Source organism: Prevotella sp. khp7, from assembly GCF_900109055.1.
GTDB lineage: Bacteria > Bacteroidota > Bacteroidia > Bacteroidales > Bacteroidaceae > Prevotella.
Genome location: NZ_FOIV01000001.1, coordinates 421,885 through 439,816, shown reverse-complemented (window position 1 = coordinate 439,816; position 17,932 = coordinate 421,885). Strand labels below are relative to the sequence as shown.

General features: G+C 47.7%; 14 protein-coding genes and 1 pseudogene. 14 read left to right on the top strand and 1 reads right to left on the bottom strand.

Features of this window, described 5'->3' with window-relative positions; all coding sequences use genetic code 11:
* Positions 1-6: 6 nt before the first annotated feature.
* The 12 genes and pseudogenes from BMX82_RS01900 (at position 7) to BMX82_RS01845 (ending at position 11,347) form a co-directional block, all read left to right on the top strand.
* The gene (locus BMX82_RS01900) at positions 7-1,107 is read left to right on the top strand and encodes an AAA family ATPase (protein WP_091765565.1); all 1,101 of its coding nucleotides are present in this window, start codon (positions 7-9) and stop codon (positions 1,105-1,107) included.
* Between the two features lie 124 nt (positions 1,108-1,231).
* Positions 1,232-2,758, top strand: a complete 1,527-nt coding sequence (gene atpD / locus BMX82_RS01895; RefSeq protein WP_036912593.1) for a F0F1 ATP synthase subunit beta — start codon at positions 1,232-1,234, stop codon at positions 2,756-2,758.
* A gap of 5 nt (positions 2,759-2,763) precedes the next feature.
* Positions 2,764-3,006, top strand: coding sequence for an ATP synthase F1 subunit epsilon (gene atpC, locus BMX82_RS01890; protein WP_036912589.1), 243 nt, complete (start codon positions 2,764-2,766; stop codon positions 3,004-3,006).
* Between the two features lie 36 nt (positions 3,007-3,042).
* A complete protein-coding gene (locus BMX82_RS01885; protein WP_036912586.1) occupies positions 3,043-3,438 on the top strand; it encodes a hypothetical protein in 396 nt (131 codons plus the stop codon).
* 30 nt (positions 3,439-3,468) lie between these two features.
* A complete protein-coding gene (gene atpB, locus BMX82_RS01880) occupies positions 3,469-4,515 on the top strand; it encodes a F0F1 ATP synthase subunit A (protein ID WP_091765563.1) in 1,047 nt (348 codons plus the stop codon).
* Positions 4,516-4,564: 49 nt separating this feature from the next.
* Positions 4,565-4,804: an ATP synthase F0 subunit C gene (atpE, locus tag BMX82_RS01875; protein WP_036912580.1), complete on the top strand. Its 240-nt coding sequence runs from the start codon at positions 4,565-4,567 to the stop codon at positions 4,802-4,804.
* A gap of 46 nt (positions 4,805-4,850) precedes the next feature.
* Positions 4,851-5,363 (top strand): F0F1 ATP synthase subunit B, encoded by a 513-nt coding sequence (atpF, locus tag BMX82_RS01870; RefSeq protein ID WP_036912577.1) that lies wholly within the window; start codon positions 4,851-4,853, stop codon positions 5,361-5,363.
* Between the two features lie 11 nt (positions 5,364-5,374).
* The gene (locus BMX82_RS01865; RefSeq protein ID WP_036912574.1) at positions 5,375-5,911 is read left to right on the top strand and encodes a F0F1 ATP synthase subunit delta; all 537 of its coding nucleotides are present in this window, start codon (positions 5,375-5,377) and stop codon (positions 5,909-5,911) included.
* A gap of 67 nt (positions 5,912-5,978) precedes the next feature.
* Positions 5,979-7,565, top strand: coding sequence for a F0F1 ATP synthase subunit alpha (gene atpA, locus BMX82_RS01860; protein ID WP_091765560.1), 1,587 nt, complete (start codon positions 5,979-5,981; stop codon positions 7,563-7,565).
* Between the two features lie 6 nt (positions 7,566-7,571).
* On the top strand, positions 7,572-8,543 hold the full coding sequence (locus BMX82_RS01855) for a F0F1 ATP synthase subunit gamma (RefSeq protein WP_091765557.1): 972 nt from the start codon (positions 7,572-7,574) through the stop codon (positions 8,541-8,543).
* Positions 8,544-8,732: 189 nt separating this feature from the next.
* Positions 8,733-9,419 (top strand): annotated as a pseudogene (locus BMX82_RS01850) (DUF2027 domain-containing protein); the annotation flags it as partial.
* 17 nt (positions 9,420-9,436) lie between these two features.
* The gene (locus BMX82_RS01845) at positions 9,437-11,347 is read left to right on the top strand and encodes an NAD(+) synthase (RefSeq protein ID WP_091765552.1); all 1,911 of its coding nucleotides are present in this window, start codon (positions 9,437-9,439) and stop codon (positions 11,345-11,347) included.
* Positions 11,348-11,360: 13 nt separating this feature from the next.
* Here the strand turns inward: BMX82_RS01845 and BMX82_RS01840 are convergent, their stop codons facing one another.
* Positions 11,361-13,895, bottom strand: coding sequence for an ATP-dependent Clp protease ATP-binding subunit (locus BMX82_RS01840; protein ID WP_091765549.1), 2,535 nt, complete (start codon positions 13,893-13,895; stop codon positions 11,361-11,363).
* A 233-nt stretch (positions 13,896-14,128) separates the two neighbouring features.
* On the opposite strand from BMX82_RS01840, the gene gyrA reads away from it, so the two are divergent.
* Together gyrA and BMX82_RS01830 are read left to right on the top strand one after the other, a co-directional pair.
* Positions 14,129-16,636 (top strand): DNA gyrase subunit A, encoded by a 2,508-nt coding sequence (gene gyrA / locus BMX82_RS01835; protein ID WP_091765546.1) that lies wholly within the window; start codon positions 14,129-14,131, stop codon positions 16,634-16,636.
* Positions 16,637-16,705: 69 nt separating this feature from the next.
* A complete protein-coding gene (locus BMX82_RS01830) occupies positions 16,706-17,920 on the top strand; it encodes a tetratricopeptide repeat protein (protein ID WP_091765543.1) in 1,215 nt (404 codons plus the stop codon).
* The last annotated feature ends 12 nt before the right edge of the window (positions 17,921-17,932 follow it).

The window sequence follows — 17,932 nt, the reverse complement described above, 5'->3', positions numbered from 1 at the left end:
GGATAGATGGCAGAGATAAAGAAGATCGTCTTAACTGGTGGTCCTTGTGCTGGTAAGACGACGGCGTTGGTGAAGATTACAGAGTACTTCTCAGGGTTTGGTTATAAGGTCTTTAATGTCCCCGAGGTCCCAACGATCTATAGTACTGCAGGCTGGAACTATCTAACGCCTAACCGTAATCTGTATTTCGAAGGAGAGCGTGCTATTCTTACTACCCAGCTTGCTCTCGAGGATCAGTTTGCCAAATTGGCCGAGGTCTGTACGAAACCTGTCCTTATCGTCTGCGATCGTGGTACGATGGACATTTCTGCCTATATGAAGCCTGAAGAATGGGATACTATAACTGGTATGGCCGGGACTAGTCCCAGTGAGCTCCGGGAACGTTATGATGCTGTGCTCCATCTGGTGTCGGCTGCTGATGGTGCTGAACAGTATTATACCACTGCAACCAATGCTACTCGATACGAACAGGCCAATGAAGAGGGATTGCGCATAGCTCGCGAACTTGATAAGAAAGTGATTAGGGCTTGGACGGGACATCCTCATCTGCGTGTGATAAATAATCATGACGATTTTGATACCAAGTTGAATCGGGTACTGAAGGAGATCTCTACTGTCGTAGGACTGCCTCAGCCTGTACACGATGAACGCATCTTCCGTGTAGAGGTAATTGGTGAAATTCCAGAGTGCTCGGTGAGTGAGATTACTCAGACTTATCTTGTGGCTGAGCCTGGTTGTGAGATAAGACTTCGTCGTAGAGAATGGAGTGGGGGTAAGGTCGTGAATGTGCATCGGTCTAAGAAGCGTATTTCTGATAAGGAGATTATCGAGACAGAGCGTCAGGTGGATAATAACCTGTATGAGCAGATGCTCCAACAGGCCGACCCTTATCGTGCGACCATCAAAAAAAAACGTCAGAGTTTTATATGGAAAGGTCAGTTCTTTGAGATAGATTCTTTTCAATCGCCTGTTGATAACCTTATCATGATGGAGATGAAAGGTCTGAGCGAACAAGAGGAAGTGAATTTCCCGCCATTCATCAAGGTTTTGGAAGATGTAACAGGCAATAGTCAATATCTTAACTATAATATTGCGTTACGGAAATAATAGGGGCTTTTTTGTATAATAAATCTAAATTTCTTCTTTCATTCACAAGAAAATGAGTATTTTTGCAATCGGCTCTAATTAAGTTGAACAATAACAAGAAAAATAACTTAAATATTCACAGCTTATGTCACAAATTGTTGGACACATTTCTCAGATCATCGGTCCTGTTATCGATGTCTATTTCGATACCGAAGGACAAGATGCAGAGAAAGTGTTGCCTAAGATTTATGATGCCCTGAAGATTGACCGTGGTGACGGGCGTGACCTGATTGTCGAGGTGCAGCAGCATATCGGCGAAGATACGGTACGCTGTGTGGCTATGGACAATACCGACGGACTGCATCGTGGATTGGAGGCAATTCCGTTGGGATCACCTATCGTGATGCCTGCCGGAGATCAGATTAAGGGTCGAATGCTGAACGTTATCGGACAGCCAATCGACGGTATGAAACAACTCGACATGGAGGGGGCTTACCCTATCCATCGCGAGGCTCCTTCGTTTGAAGAACTTTCAACAAAGAAGGAAATTCTGGCAACGGGTATCAAGGTAATCGACCTACTGGAACCTTACATGAAGGGTGGTAAGATCGGACTCTTCGGTGGCGCTGGTGTAGGTAAAACGGTGCTTATTATGGAGTTAATCAACAACATCGCCAAGGGACATAATGGATTCTCTGTATTTGCCGGTGTTGGTGAGCGTACTCGTGAAGGTAATGATTTGATTCGCGAAATGATCGAGTCTGGTGTTATCCGTTATGGTGAGAAATTCCGTGAGGCAATGGATCAGGGAAAGTGGGATTTGAGTCTCGTTGATCCAGAAGAACTGAAGAAGAGTCAAGCCACATTGGTGTATGGCCAGATGAATGAGCCTCCTGGGGCACGTGCCTCAGTGGCCTTGTCAGGTCTGACTGTAGCCGAGGGATTCCGCGATGGTGGCGGTAAAGACGGCGGTGCAGCCGATATTCTGTTCTTTATCGACAATATCTTCCGTTTCACTCAGGCTGGATCAGAGGTGTCGGCTCTATTGGGTCGTATGCCGTCAGCCGTAGGTTATCAGCCCACACTGGCATCGGAGATGGGATCGATGCAGGAGCGTATTACTTCTACAAAAACTGGTTCTATCACTTCTGTACAGGCTGTATATGTGCCTGCCGACGACTTGACCGACCCTGCTCCTGCCACGACGTTCACACACCTTGATGCTACAACAGTGCTTGATCGTAAGATTGCAGAGTTAGGTATCTATCCTGCTGTAGACCCGTTAGGCTCTACTTCACGTATTCTCGATCCGCTTATCGTGGGTAAGGCTCACTACGATTGTGCTCAAAGGGTGAAAGAGATTCTGCAGCGCTATAAGGAACTTCAGGATATCATTGCTATTTTGGGTATGGATGAACTTTCAGATGAGGACAAACTGACAGTGAACCGTGCACGTCGTGTGCAGCGTTTCCTCTCTCAGCCGTTTGCTGTGGCTTCTCAGTTTACTGGTCTGCCTGGCGTAATGGTTCCCATCGAAGAAACTATCAAGGGATTCAATGCTATTCTGGATGGTGAAGTCGACGACCTGCCTGAGCAGGCGTTCCTCAATGTGGGTACCATCGAAGATGCTAAGGAGAAAGCTAAGAAACTTCTGGAAGCAGCTAAAGGATAAGGCTTATGTTGCAACTTAAGATAGTATCTCCTGAAAAGATTGAGTTCGATGGCGCTGTTGAGAGCGTTTTCGTGCCTGGCACAATGGGACAATTCGAGATTCTCAATGATCATGCTCCAATTATTTCTACGCTTCAGAAAGGAACGGTGGAATATACCGTTGCGGACGGAAGAGTTCAGTTGGAGATACAAGGAGGTTTCGTTGAGGTACAGAAGAATGTGGTAAGTATTTGTGTTGAAATGGCTTAGGCTTATTCACATAAATGGAAATGAAGTTTAATAAATATGATAGATAATATTGATAAGTTGAGTAAAAACTACATGAAGCAGGGACTATGTCTGACTGTTGCTCTGGCTTTGCTGACTCTTTTGGTGATGCGTGTGTGGTTTCTTGACTTGTTAGCTGCAGTTATAGTCAGTGCCGCTTTTACTCTCGTTGTATGTTGGGCCATAGGCCTGATATGGCGTCGTGTGGCTAAGCATTCACCAGATAGTTTGCCTACTTTTTTTACGGCAGTTTCTGGTTTCCGCCTATTGCTGGCATTAGCTGTCATGTTTGTCTATTATCTGGTTGATAGCCAGAATTCTATGCTTCGTTTCTTCTTGGTGTTTATGGCGTTTTATTTTGCTTCGCTCATACACCATTCCATCTTCTTCGCCAGAGTGTCGAACCGCTCTTAATAAGAACGTAATAGTTTACTAATACAATAAATGAAACATTTTAAAACGATAATCCTCCTGATGATGGTAGCTTTGCTGCCGATGTCCGCTTTGGCAGAAGAAGGTGGTGATGGCGAGAAGATCAATATCCCAGAGATCGTTCTTGAACATCTGGCTGACTCTTATGAGTGGCACATTGCTACATACCAAGGTAAGCATCTGAGCATTTCATTGCCTATCATCATCCGTAGTGAGAATACCGGAGAGTGGCACTTCTGTACGGCTCATAGTCTGCCTGATGGCTTCTTTTTCAGCGAGGAGCATCATGGGAAGATTTATGAAAAGGTTGGTGACGAAGAAGTACGTCCTATAGATCTGAGTATTACTAAAAGCGTAATGCAGATTTGGATTGTGGTGGCTGTACTCATCATCGTCTTCCTCAGTTGTGCTCGCTGGTATAAGAAACACGATGCGAAGGAAGCCGCACCCGGAGGTTTCGTCGGAGCCATGGAGATGATTGTAATGATGATCCACGACGATCTGATAAAATCGTCGATAGGTGAAAAACATTACAAACCCTACGCACCTTATCTGCTCACGGTGTTCTTCTTTATTCTGACGTGTAACCTCATAGGCTTGATACCTGTATTCCCTGGTGGCGCTAACGTTACAGGAAATATTAATATCACCTTCTTCCTGGCATTATGTACGATGCTTGCCATCAACATCTTTGCCAACAAGGAGTACTGGAAGGAAATCTTCTGGCCTGAGGTGCCATTGTTCCTGAAGGCTTATCCTGCGCCGGTGATGCCGCTTATTGAGCTCTTCGGTGTATTTACGAAGCCTTTCGCTCTGATGATCCGTCTCTTTGCCAACATGATGGCAGGCCATGCCGTGATGCTTAGCTTCACGTGTGTGATATTCCTCGGTTGGTCTATGGGTGTTGGATTTGGTCTTGGTCTGAATGCTTTCAGTATCCTGATGCTTCTTTTCATGAACTTGTTGGAGTTGCTGGTTGCTTTTGTTCAGGCATATGTTTTCACGATGCTGAGCGCGGTGTTTATAGGGCTTGCTCATAAGGAACATCATGCTGAGTAATTGTTCAAAAAGAATAAATAATTAATTTAATAACTTAAAATTAAAAAATATGATTTCAGCTTTATTATTGGCCGCAGAAGGTCTGGCTCAGCTGGGCTGCGGTATCGGTGCAGGTATTGCAACAATTGGTGCAGGTTTGGGTATTGGTAAGATCGGTGGTAGCGCTATGGACGCTATTGCTCGTCAGCCCGAGGCTACTGGTAAGATTCAGACGAACATGATTCTGACATCTGCTTTCGTTGAGGGTTGTGCTCTCTTTGCTATTGCAGCTTGCGCATTCCTGATCTAATAAGTAACGATTCATTCACATTAAGTAAGACTAAAAATTACAGCGAATGGATTTCAGTAAACTGCCAGCAATCCTCACTCCTGATCTGGGACTTCTGTTCTGGATGCTTCTGGCGTTTGCCGTTGTCTTCTTTGTACTTGCGAAGTTCGGTTTCCCTGCTATTACCAATATGGTAGAGGAGCGGAAAAAGTACATTGACGAGAGCCTGCAGAAAGCTCATGAGGCTTCTGAACGACTTGAGAATATCAAGCAGGAAGGCGAGGCAATTCTCCAGGAAGCACGTGACCGTCAGACTCAGATACTGAAGGAAGCCGCCGAGTCGCGCGACGCTATCATTGAGCAGGCTCAGCAAAAGGCCCGCACAGAAGGCGTCCGTTTGCTTGAGGAGGCTAAGACAGCCATCGAGCAGGAGAAGAAAGCCGCCATTGCCGACATTCGTCAGCAGGTTGCAGCCCTTAGTGTCGAGATTGCCGAGAAGGTGCTTCGTCAGAACCTCCGTGACGATAAGTCGCAGATGGATTTGATCGACCGTATGCTGGATGATATTTCTGCTAAATAAGGTTTACGCGTATGGATATTGGAGTCATTTCAACCCGATATGCGAGAGCGCTGCTTAAGAGTGCCATTGAAGCGAAGTTAGACGGCCAGGTGTATCATGAGATGCTGGTATTGGCCAAGAACTTCATTGAGGTGCCTCAGTTGCGTCATACCATCGACAACCCCATGCTCCCCAAGGACAAGAAGCAGACCCTGCTTGAGACTGCCTCGGGCGAGAATCCCTGTCAGCTCACCAAGTCGTTTATCGCATTGGTGCTGAAGGAGGATCGTGAGAGTGTGGTTCAGTTTATGGCCAACTCGTACGTCACGCTTTACCGTAAGCAGAAGAACATCATCCGGGGCAAGCTGACTACCGCTGCTTGCGTTTCTGCCGATACTGAGCAGAAGATGCGACAGATGGTAGAAAGCCAGACTCAAGGTACTGTAGAGTTTGAGACAGAGGTGAATCCCGATATCATCGGTGGTTTTATCCTCGAATATGACACCTATCGCATGGATGCGAGTGTCAGGTCAAAACTCAACAGTATTCTCAACACCTTGAAAAAGTAAAAAGGTAAAAAAGAACACGCTTTAGCGCTTTTACGAAGCGCAGCGACTAAATGAAAAAGGTAAAACAATGTCAGATAAAATTAAACCAAGCGAAGTCAGTCAGGTGCTGCTCGACCAACTGAGAGGCATTCAGAATGCTGAACAGTTCGACGAAGTAGGTACCGTGCTGACCGTCAGCGATGGTGTGGCTCGCATCTATGGATTGCGTAATGCTGAGGCCAATGAACTTTTGGAGTTCGAGAATGGCACGATGGCTATCGTGATGAACCTTGAGGAAGACAACGTAGGTTGTGTGCTTCTGGGTACTACCTCGGGCATTAAAGAGGGCATGGTGGTGAAGCGCACCAAGCGTATCGCCTCTATCCGTGTCAATGACAATATGTTAGGTCGAGTCATTAATCCGCTGGGACAAGCAATCGACGGTAAGGGTGATATCGACCTGAGCGAGGCTTTCGAGATGCCTCTCGACCGCAAGGCTCCTGGTGTGATTTACCGTCAGCCCGTGAAGGAGCCGCTGCAGACAGGCTTGAAGGCCATTGACTCGATGATTCCTATCGGTCGTGGTCAGCGTGAGCTTATCATCGGCGACCGTCAGACGGGTAAGACCGCCATCGCCGTTGATACCATTATCAATCAGAAGAGTTTCTATGAGGCAGGCAAACCTGTCTATTGTATCTATGTCGCCATTGGTCAGAAGGCTTCTACCGTCGCAGCCCTTGTTTCTACACTGAAGGAGCACGGTGCTATGCCTTACACCATCGTGGTAGCCGCTACCGCTGCCGATCCAGCTGCTATGCAGTACTATGCTCCATTTGCCGGAGCTGCTATCGGTGAGTACTTCCGCGATCGCGGTCTGCCCGCACTCGTAGTCTACGATGACCTGTCGAAGCAGGCTGTGGCCTATCGTGAGGTATCATTGATTCTGCGTCGTCCTTCAGGTCGTGAGGCTTATCCTGGTGATGTGTTCTATCTCCACTCTCGTCTGCTTGAGCGTGCAGCCAAGATGAACGAGCAGCAGGAGGTGGCCGAGCAGATGAACGATCTGCCAGAGTGCATGAAGGGGCACGTAAAGGGTGGTGGTTCGCTCACCGCTCTGCCTATCATCGAGACTCAGGCTGGCGACGTATCGGCTTACATTCCAACTAACGTAATTTCGATTACAGACGGTCAGATATTCCTTGAGAGCGACCTCTTTAACCAAGGCTTCCGTCCTGCCATCAACGTAGGTATCTCGGTATCTCGTGTGGGTGGTTCGGCTCAGATCAAGAGTATGAAGAAGGTGGCTGGTACCTTGAAGATCGACCAGGCTCAGTATCGTGAGCTCGAGGCCTTCTCTAAGTTCTCGAGCGATATGGATGCTGTGACGGCTATGACACTTGACCGTGGTCGTAAGAATAATCAGTTGTTGATTCAGCCTCAATACAGCCCAATGCCTGTTGGCGAGCAGATTGCCATCCTCTATTGCGGTGTACACGGACTGATGCGTGAGGTGCCTATCGACAAGGTACGCGAGTGCCAGACCTCTTTCCTCGATAAGTTGCGTTCGGCTCATCCCGAGGTGATTGAAACGCTGGCAAGCGGTAAGATCGACGACGAGACTACCCAGAAAATCGAGTCAGTGATGGCCGACATCGCAGGAACCTATAAAGCCTGATAGCCTATGCCCAGCCTGAAAGAAATAAAAGGCCGCATAGCCTCAGTCAACTCTACGCGAAAGATTACGTCGGCTATGAAGATGGTGGCCTCCAGTAAACTCCATCATGCACAGGTGGCGATACAGAACATGCTGCCTTATGAGGAGATGCTGGAGCATATTCTCAAGTCGTTTCTTGCAGCCGAGGCTGAGTCGCAGACCATCTATGACCAGGAGCGTCCTGTAAAGCGTGCTGCTCTTGTAGTGTTCTCGTCGAACTCTTCGCTTTGTGGCGGATTCAACGGCAACATCATCAAACTGATGACCCATGCCGTTGAAGAGTATGCCGATACCATCGGTCGTGAGAATGTGGAGATTTATCCCATTGGTCGCAAAGTCTATGAGAAGGCTCAGAAGATGGGACTAAATGTGCAGGGTGAATATTCTGCATTGGCCGACAAACCCAACGTGCAGCAGTGTATTGAGATTGCAATGGAGTTAGGCAAGAAGTTCGCTGATGGTGAAATAGACAAGGTGGAACTCATCTATCACCACTTCAAGAGCGCAGGCTCACAGGTGCTTACTCGTAAGACTTTCCTGCCTATCGATATTGAGTCAGAGTTGCAGGCCGATCATGAGCGCGATTTGACGAGTGTCATCGCTACGAAGGAGTCGCAGGATTATCTGAAGAAGCGTGGTGAGCGTCAACAGGAACAGAAGAGGGAGCAGGTGAAACCGCTCAACGATAACTTTATCGTAGAGCCCGATATGGATTGTGTGCTCTCGCTTCTCATTCCCAAACTGGCTCACCTGATGCTCTATACCGCATTGCTTGATAGTAACGCCTCAGAGCATGCCGCCCGTATGGTTGCCATGCAGACTGCCACGGATAATGCCGACGAATTGTTGCGTCAGCTTAACCTGCAATACAACAAGAGTCGTCAGCAGGCCATCACCAATGAGTTGCTCGATATTGTTGGTGGTTCTGTCAATAACTAAGTTATCCCTCACTTCACACACTTCTTACACCTGAATAGTTCCAACTCGGGTGTAAAAAGTGTGTGACTTTTGTCTTTTGGACTTACTTTAAGGCTCTGCCCGAAGATATTCATGCTCGGAAAAATACAAATTAATTTGGTTTTTCACTTGCTTATTTGTACCTTTGTCCCCAAAAAGAGAATAAATGCGATGAAAATAGGAGATCAGGTAAGATTCCTTAGTGAAATCGGCGGCGGACGTGTGGCAGGATTTCAGGGGAAGAATATTGTACTTGTGGAAGACGAAGACGGCTTCCAGATGCCAATGCTGAAGACAGAGGTCGTGGTTGTTGGTGAAGAAGATTATGATACAAAACATGTTGTAGAAGCCAAGGCACAGTCGGCAAAGGCTGCAATGAAAGGTTCTGATGAAGAAGAGTTGGAAAACGAACCTGCCGACAAACCAATAACGTTCAAAGCCAAGCCAGAAGAGAGGGCTGGAGGCGATAAGCTCAGTGCCTACCTCGCTTTTGTTCCTATGGATATGAAGGAGTTGTCACAAACTCGTTTTGAAAGTTATCTCATCAACGATTCCAACTACTACCTGCGTTATGTCTACCTGATTGCTGAGGGTGCAGCATGGTCGGTTAGAGCCGAGGGTGAGATAGAACCCAATACCAAAGAGTATATCGAAGAGTTCGGACGAGAAGACCTGAATACCCTAGAACATTGCTGTATTCAGCTTATAGCTTACAAGCGCGACAAGCACTTCTTACTCAAGCCGACGGTCAATGCTCAGGTACGTATTGATACCGTTAAGTTCTATAAGCTCCATGCCTTTCGTGAAAACATGTTCTTCGAACAGCCTGCGCTTATTTATACAATCATCGAGAATGACGTTCAAAAAGTGAAGTTATGAAATACGGATTTGTGAATGTGGCTGCTGCCGTTCCCACGGTTAAGGTGGCCGACGTTGATTACAACGTACAGCAGGTGGAGAGCCTGATTGCCCAGGCTGAGGGCCGGGGAATTGAGGTTATCGTGTTTCCTGAACTCTGTATCACAGGCTACACGTGTCAGGATCTCTTCAAAGAGCAGCTTTTACTCGACCGTGCAGAGCAAGGTATTATTATGTTACTCGACTTTACTCGTAAGCTCGATGTGATATCTATTGTTGGTGCACCTGTGGTTATTAATGGTCTGCTTTATAATTGTGCTGTTGTCATTCAAGGTGGTAATATTTTGGGAATTGTGCCCAAAACTTATCTGCCCAATTATGCTGAGTTTTACGAGAAGCGTTGGTTTGCTTCGGCGCAAGATCTTAACCCAATCGATCTGTATTTTGCGGGAAACTCTGTTCGTGTGAGTGTCGAACCTCAGGTGTTTGTGACCAGCGACGGCATGAAGTTCGGTGTTGAGATATGTGAGGATGTGTGGGCTCCAATTCCGCCAAGTAACAATCTTGCCTTAGCTGGTGCCGATATCATTTTCAACCTTTCTGCTAGTGATGAACTTATTGGAAAGCATGCTTATCTTAAGTCGCTTCTGGCTCAGCAGAGTGCTCGCACCGTTAGCGGTTATGTCTATGCCAGCTGTGGCTTTGGAGAATCTACTCAGGATGTGGTATATGGTGGCAATGCCTTGATATATGAGAATGGTAAATTACTCGTAGAGGGTAGTCGTTTCTCTATTCAGCCCCAGATACAGATGTGTCAGATTGATATAGAGAAACTGCGTGTTGAGCGTCGTCAGAACACAACCTTCATCAATGCCCAGCGTGGTGCAGTGGCGCGTGAGATCCAGTGCCGCCTCATCACACCTCGCGACTTTGAATTGCTGCGTCAGATAGATTCACATCCATTTATTCCCAAAGAAGAGGATATGCAGAGTTCTTGCGAGGAAATATTGAATATCCAGGTGGCAGGTCTTGCCAAACGCCTTTATCATATTAATGGTACTAAGGCTGTTATTGGCATCAGTGGCGGTCTTGACTCCACTCTGGCTCTTCTGGTTACTGTTAAGGCTTTCGATAAGTTAGCTCTCGACCGTCGGGGAATTATCGGTATCACGATGCCGGGGTTTGGTACTACCGACCGTACTCATAACAATGCGATGAAGTTGATGGAGACTCTGGGAGTCACTATCCGTGAGATTAATATAGCCAAAGCTGTTACCCAACATTTTGAGGATATCGGTCAGAGTGCTAAGGTTCACGATGTGACTTATGAGAATTCTCAGGCCCGTGAACGTACGCAGATATTGATGGACGTAGCCAATAAGGAAAATGCGATTGTCGTTGGTACGGGCGATCTCTCAGAACTCGCTCTTGGCTGGGCCACCTATAATGGCGACCATATGTCGATGTACGGTGTCAATGCGGGTATTCCCAAGACGCTCATTCGTTTCCTTGTTAGTTATGTCGCTGGTGAGATGGCTACCGAGACGTTGCTCGATATTATTGACACACCGATCTCGCCTGAGCTGATTCCAGCAGATGAACAGGGGAATATCAAACAGAAGACCGAAGACCTTGTAGGACCTTACGAACTTCACGACTTCTTTATCTATTATTTCCTGCGCTACGGCTTTAGTCCAAAGAAGATTTTCCTTTTGGCTCAGCGAGCATTTGCCGACATTTACGACGAAGAAACTATCAAAAAGTGGCTTACGACATTCTGTCGCCGCTTTTTCAACCAGCAGTTCAAACGTTCTTGTCTGCCTGATGGTCCTAAGGTTGGTAGCGTGAGTCTGTCGCCCCGTGGCGATTGGCGTATGCCAAGCGATGCCTCGAGTTCCCTTTGGATGAAAGAATGTGAAGAGTTATAATAACAAAAATGAGTTAGCTGAATGCTAACTCATTTTTGTTTTCATTGAGTGTGATATGTATTGTAGCTCCCGGTTTTAGGTCGCCATTCACTATCAGGTCACTGATGCCGTCCTCAATGTAGTTCTGGATGGCTCGCTTCAATGGGCGGGCGCCAAACTGCACGTCATATCCCTTGGTGGCTACAAACTCCTTGGCATCGTCGGCCAGGTCAATGTGGTAACCTATCTGCTCAACGCGCTTGTAGAGGTTCTTCAGTTCAATGTCGATAATCTTTTTGATAGCCTCAAGATCCAGTTGGTCGAAAGTTATAATCTCGTCCAAGCGGTTAAGGAATTCTGGCGAGAACTGTTTCGAAAGTGCTTTCTGAACGATATTACGTGCATTGGCCTTGTCCTTCTCGTCCAGGGCTAGTCCTGTATTTGTCGAAGCACTGAAGCCAACACCACGACCGAAATCCTTCAACTGCCGTGTACCGGCGTTCGAGGTCATGATGATTACAGTATTGCGGAAATCAATGAACCGGCCATTACCATCGGTCATTCGACCTTCGTCAAGTACTTGCAGTAGCAGGTTGAACACGTTGCCATGAGCCTTTTCGATCTCGTCGAGCAACACAATAGAGTAGGGGTGACGGCGTACACGTTCTGTCAGCTGTCCGCCCTCCTCGTAGCCCACATAGCCTGGAGGGGCTCCAATCAATCGTGAGGAATTGAAACTCTCAGTATATTCGCTCATGTCAATACGGATTAATGCGTCGGGGCTTCCAAACATAAATTCTGCCAATTTCTTGGCCAGATATGTCTTACCGACACCTGTAGGACCTAAGAACATGAAGACTCCAATAGGGTGGTTTGGATCTTTCAATCCCACACGATTGCGTTGAATTGCTTTCACCATCTTGTCGATAGCAGCATCCTGCGCAATCACAGCCCCCTTCAGCTCCTGTGCCATACCTTTCAGACGGATACCTTCCTGTTCTGCCATACGCTGGGCAGGTACGCCCGTCATCATAGAGATGACTTCTGCTACTTGGTCGGCGTCGACTACCTGACGTTCCTCGTTTTCGCCTTTACTCCAACGCTCGTTCAGCTCCTTCAGATTGGTCTCTAGTTGTGTCTGACGATCGCGGTAACCAGCTGCCAGTTCAAAATTCTGATTCTTTACAGCCTGTTGCTTTTTCTCTTTCACGTGAGTAATCTCTTTTTCTATCTCAGCTATTTCTGGGGGAATCTGTGTATTACTCAGATGTACACGCGATCCTGTCTCGTCAAGTGCGTCGATAGCTTTGTCGGGCATGAAACGGTCTGTCACATAACGGTCTGACAATTTGACACATGCCATCAAGGCCTCGTCGGTATATATCACGTGGTGATGCTGCTCGTAACGGTCTTTGATGTTATGCAAAATCTGTAGCGTCTCCTCGTTAGTGGTTGGTTCTACCTGTACTTTCTGGAAACGGCGTTCAAGCGCACCGTCTTTTTCTATCGAGTTGCGATACTCATCGAGTGTCGTGGCGCCGATGCACTGGATGGTGCCTCGGGCCAAAGCGGGTTTCATGATGTTAGCTGCATCCATTGATCCCGGTGTTGAGCCTGCACCGATGATGGTGTGGATCTCGTCGATAAACACAATGATGTCGGGATTAGCCTCCAACTCCTTCATCAGGGCTTTCAGGCGCTCCTCGAATTGTCCGCGATACTTTGTGCCAGCCACAACGCCCGTCATGTCAAGTGTATAGATACGTTTACCGAAAAGCATCGGACTCGTATGGTGGTTGGCTATCAGCTGTGCCAATCCTTCTACGATGGCACTTTTACCTACGCCAGGCTCACCAATCAGTATCGGATTGTTCTTCTTTCTTCGTCCCAGAATCTCTATGATACGCTGTATCTCTTTCTCTCGACCTACACACGGATCTAGTTTGCCGTCGATGGCACCCTGTGTTAAATCAGTGCCGAAGGTGTCGAGTACAGGTGTCTTCGAGTTCTCTTTCTTTTGAGCGGTAGTGGTCGATTTACCTGTCAATCCCGACTTGCTCGAAGCATCGGTATCCTCGAATTCCTCCTCGTCTTCGTCGGGAAGTCCGATACCATTGGTTATTCCTTTATTCTGCGGAGCGAAAAGCATCGCCATCGCATCTTCGTAGTTTAAATTGTTCAACTCCAATACTTGTTTTGCCCCATTGCTCACTGCATCATGCAGTATTGCTAACAACAGGTGCTGTTCGTCTACTCTGTTGGCTCTCTGGATACGCGCCTCCAGTACGGCGAGTTTCAGAATGTTACTTGCTTTCTCGTTCAGCACAAGATCGGTTGTATGTATTGGGCTATCTATCTCGTCCTCTCTTACGCGCTGTTCCAGTTCAGTCTTCACGTTTTGCATGTTTAGGTTCAGCCTGTTGAAGAGGTCTATCACCGGTCCGTCCTTGCTTCTGAGCATACCCAATAGCAGATGTTCCGGTCCAACACTCCGGCTGGCCAGTCGTGCAGCTTCCTCACGCGAGAAAGCCAATATTTCTGATACTTTTGGCGAAAATTGACTCGTCATATTCAAACTATTCTTTTATTTCACATTGCAAATATACAAAGAAAAAGCAAAAACCGTGCCATTTAATCAAAAAAATATTCAGCTAAAATAGCTTAAAAGGTTTGGCAGGTTGGAAAAAAATGAGTACTTTTGCACAGTTAAAAACGCGTCAGCGGGCTTTAAAAGTGCCTTAAACGCGATTTCGCTTCTAAAACAGCAAGTAAGAAAGTAAAATAAATAAAAAAGTTTTTTTGATGGATCAGACATTTGACAACGACAGAATCATTAAGATCAACATCGAGGAGGAAATGAAGTCTAGCTACATCGACTATTCTATGTCGGTTATTGTGGCTCGTGCTCTTCCTGATGTTCGCGATGGATTCAAACCTGTTCACCGCCGTATTCTCTACGGTATGATGAACATCAACAACGTTTCAACACAACCTTATAAGAAATGTGCGCGCGTAGTAGGTGAGGTGCTTGGTAAGTATCACCCCCATGGCGATAGCTCTGTTTATGGAGCTCTTGTTCGTATGGCTCAGGATTGGAACATGCGCTATACGTTGGTCGACGGTCAGGGTAACTTTGGCTCAGTCGACGGTGACTCGCCCGCAGCCATGCGTTACACAGAGTGTCGCCTCTCTAAGATGGGTGAGCACATTATGGACGACCTGGAGAAGGAAACAGTTGATATGGCACCAAACTTCGACGACTCGCTCGAGGAGCCAACCGTTATGCCTACCAAGATTCCTAACCTGCTGGTTAACGGTGGTAACGGTATCGCCGTAGGTATGGCTACCAATATGCCTACCCACAACCTCGCTGAGGTCATCGACGGCTGCTGTGCCTATATCGACAATCCTGATATCGATACCGAAGGACTGATGCAGTATATCCCAGGTCCTGACTTCCCAACAGGTGCTTACATCTATGGCCTGCAGGGCGTTAAGGATGCTTACGAAACTGGTCGCGGTCGCATCGTAATGCGTGCCAAGGCTGAGATTGAGAGCGGTGAAACTCACGATAAAATTGTTGTGACCGAGATTCCTTATGGCGTGAACAAGGCCGACCTTGTGGCATATATCGCCGATTTGGCCAACCAGCATAAGATTGAGGGCGTAGCTAATGTGAACGATGAGTCAGGCCGACAGGGTATGCGTATCGTTGTAGATTGTAAGCGCGATGCAAATGCCAATGTACTGCTTAACAAGCTGTTTAAGATGACAGCGCTTCAGAGCTCATTCTCAGTTAATAACATTGCCTTGGTAAAGGGTCGCCCACGTTTGCTTACACTCAAGGAGTGTGTGAAGTACTTCGTTGAGCACCGTCACGACGTTACTATCCGTCGCACCAAGTACGATCTGCGTAAGGCTCAGGAGCGTGCTCATATTCTTGAAGGTTTGATCATTGCTGTGAACAATATCGACGAGGTTGTTCGTATCATCCGCAATAGTGAGACGCCTTCCGACGCACAGCGCAACCTTGAAAAGCGTTTCGAACTCGATGAGATCCAGTCGAAGGCTATTGTAGACATGCGCCTCAGTCAGCTTACAGGTCTGCGTGTCGATCAGCTCCATCAGGAGTTTGAAGACTTGCAGAAGCTCATTGCAGACTTGCAGGAGATTCTTGACAATCCTGAGCGTTGCAAGCAGGTGATGAAAGACGACCTGCAGGAGGTGAAGGAGAAGTATGGCGACGAGCGCCGCACCGAGATTATCCCCTTCGACCATGAGTTCAATGCCGAAGACTTCTATCCCGATGATCCTGTTGTCATCACCATCTCTCACATGGGTTACATCAAGCGCACACCACTTAGCGACTTCCACGAGCAGAGCCGTGGCGGTATGGGTTCTAAGGCAGCCCGTCATCGCGACAACGACTTCACCGAGTATATCTATCCTGCCACCATGCACAACACGCTGCTGTTCTTCACCCAGAAGGGCCGCTGCTACTGGCAGAAGTGTTACGAGATTCCTGAGGGCGACAAGAACTCTAAGGGTCGTGCCATCCAGAACATGCTCAACATCGAGCCCGACGACGCTATAAATGCAGTTCTGCGCATCAAGAACTTCAACGACGAGGAGTTCCTCAAGTCACACTTCGTGGTATTTGCTACCAAGCAGGGTATCATCAAGAAAACTTGTCTCGAGGCTTACTCACGTCCACGTGCCAACGGTGTGATTGCCATCAACATCAACGAGGGCGACCAGGTAGTAGGCGTACGCCTTACCAACGGTCACAACGAGCTGCTGCTGGCTAACCGCAACGGTCGTGCCGTTCGTTTCGACGAGAACGATGTCCGTACCATGGGTCGTGTTTCTACCGGTGTGATTGGTATGCGTCTCGACGGTGGTGATGACGAGGTTGTAGGCATGGTTTGCGTCAACGATCCTAACGAGGAGACCATCATGGTTGTCAGTGAGAATGGCTATGGTAAGCGCTCTGAGGTTGAGGACTATCGTAAGACCGCCCGTGGTGCCAAGGGTGTGAAGACCCTTGCAATCACCGAGAAAACAGGCCGTCTGGTTGCTATCAAGGTAGTCACCGACGAGAACGATCTCATGATCATCAATAAGTCGGGAGTACTTATCCGCTTGAAGGTGGCTGACGTTCGCGTTATGGGTCGTGCTACTCAAGGTGTTCGTCTCATCAATCTTGCTAAGAAGAATGACGTCATAGCCTCAGTATGTAAGGTAATGCACTCACAGGCTGAGGACGAGGATATCGAAGAGGCAGAGGTTGTGAATGAGGAGGCTGATTAAACCTTCGTGGCAGAATCACGTCAAAACAATAAATCAATTATATAACATTTCAACCAAATTTAAAGGCTTATGAAAAAAATGATGATGATGGCAATGATGCTGGTAGCCAGTGCTACCGCTTTTGCCGGTGACAGCGACGCTTTGAAGGCTATCCTCAAGGCAAAGACCTATGCAGAGGCTGATGCGCTTGTAAAGAGCAGCCTTGCTTCTCTTGCTAACGATGCCGAAAAGGCTAAGGCTTATAACAAGCTCGTTGATCTGGCCATGGACCAGTTCCTGGCTCAGAGCACTATTCAGACCGAAAATCAGCTCGCCAAGCAGATGGGCAGGGAAGAAAAGCCCGTTGATGAGAAGCTTATGGCAGAGATGGCATACAATGCACTGCTGGCTGCTCAGGAGTGTGACAGCTACGACCAGAAGCCCAATGAGAAGGGTAAGGTAAAGCCACTTTTTGCTGAGAAGAATGCTCAGCGCCTTTGGGTGGCTCCTCGTAACTCCCTCGTTAACGCAGGTCAGGAAGCTCTTACTAACAAAGATAATGCCACAGCGCGCAAGTTCTGGCAGATGTTCGCTGAGAGCGACGCATTCCCTCTGTTTAAGAACTGCGACCGTGAACAGCAGAAGCCTTACTTCGGTCAGGTTGCCCGCTTTGCTGCAGTCTTTGCTTATCAGGACAAGGATATGGAGAAGGCTCTCCAGCTCTCTGACATCGCAATGAAGGATCCTCAGGAGTATGAAAATGCCCTCAACCTGAAGCTTGAGATTCTGGGCTCAGAACTCAAGACCAAGGAAGACTCTGTAAAATATTGCAATCAGTTGAAGGATATCTATGCAGAGCATAAGGTTGACGGTGTGATGGAGAAGCTTTACAATGTTATGCAGGGTTTGGGCGACGAGGCTGCTGCCGTTAAGATCCTTGACGATGCACTCGCAGAGAATCCTAACAACTTCGTAGCTCTGGCCGACAAGGGCCTCGCTCTGTTGCAGGCTCAGAAGGCTGCTGAGGCTATCGAGTACCTGAAGAAGGCCTACGAGGTAAAGCCCGACAACGCAGTTATCGCCACCTATGCCGGTACCGCTTATAGCTTGGAGGCTCAGAATACCGAGGATCCAGCCAAGCAGAAGGCTCTCTATAAAGAGGCAGTCACCTTCTTTGACAAGGCAAAGGAACTCGATCCTGACCGTCTGCAGAGCAACTGGGGATATAACCGTTGGAGTGCCTATTACAACTACTACGGTCCTGACGCCCCTGAGACACAGCAGGCCGAGGCAGACAGCAAGTAACAGAATCTGTTA